Genomic DNA, 1263 nt, shown 5'->3' on the forward strand with positions numbered 1-1263 from the left:
CTTTTTTTATTCGCTACATCGAGCGCATCCCAACGATCAAAGACTTAATCAAGCGTCTAAATGATGACTTTATCTTTAAAATGAACTGCGGATTTCTTGTTTCCGATTCTACACCGTCAGAAGCTGCGTATTCTCGCTTGGTTACAAAACTGAGTGAATCAGATATTTTAGAGAAATCCTTCGAAAACGTAACACTGGCAGCTATCACAGAAGGATTTATCGCTGATGAAGTCATCGCCATTGACGCAACCCATTTTGAAGCCCGGGACAAGGCGCCCGTTCAAAAAGAAGAAAAATCGGAAATCAGACCCAAAAAGCGTGGGCGTAAATCCAAGAAAGAACGCGACCAATATCTCAAAGAACAAGCAGAAAAAGAAGCGAATCTTCCATTGTATGAAAAGAAAATAGAAGCTCAATTAGACGTTCCATTAGACGTATTGCGTGCAGAAGTGCCACAGAACCCAAAATGGGGTGTGAAAAAGAATGCAGATGGTAAAAACGAGTATTGGTTTGGCTACAAAGGACACCTCGCAGTTGGGGCATCAAGCCAGTATATTCTACAATCCTTGTTTTCTTCCGGCAGCTTAAATGATGGAAAAGCCGCTATCGCCCTATTGAAGGGGATAGATCAACGACTTCCGCTTACGTCTGCTTCTTACCAGACATTGGATGCGGGCTATGATTTCGAGCCGATTTATGAACAAATTCATCGCATGGGACAACAGTCTGTCATTGCCTATAATAAACGCAATGAAGGCGAAATGATCGGGTTTGATAAGGATTTTGCCCCGACCTGTTTGCGAGAACATTCCTATAAATATGACAGCTTTGATCCGAAATACGAAACATTGAAGTATACCAGACCTAAGGAATGTAGCAACTGCCCACTTGCAAATGAAGGTATCTGTCAAAAAGTGTATAAAGTCAAAATAACCACCGATTTAAGACGTTATACGGCGCCTGCGCGCGGATCAAGAGCTTGGAAAAAGATTTTTAAACAACGGACAGCAGTAGAACGTGTCAACGCTTATTTAAAAGAGTTCTATCAGTTAAATAATGTTCGCTATCGCACTGGAAAGCGTGCGAAAGTCCATTTTGACATGGTCGCTTTGATTTACAATGCTTCCAAATTAGCTGCGGATCGCATCCAAGCGGAGCTTATTCAGCAACAACAAGCTGCATAATTTTTGTTTTTTAAAATACACTTTCGAAAATTCTGTTCGTCTTTGTATTTTTAAAAAGAGCAATTATGAAATTCATTCA

General features: G+C 40.7%; 1 protein-coding gene. It reads left to right on the forward strand.

Features of this window, described 5'->3' with window-relative positions; translation table 11 throughout:
- Positions 1-1184: transposase (locus tag BN1068_RS00075; protein WP_139344686.1), on the forward strand; the 1184-nt coding region annotated here is incomplete at its 5' end.
- Positions 1185-1263 lie beyond the last annotated feature (79 nt).

The sequence above is a fragment of the Oceanobacillus sojae genome (genome assembly GCF_900162665.1).
Taxonomy (GTDB): domain Bacteria; phylum Bacillota; class Bacilli; order Bacillales; family Amphibacillaceae; genus Oceanobacillus; species Oceanobacillus sojae_A.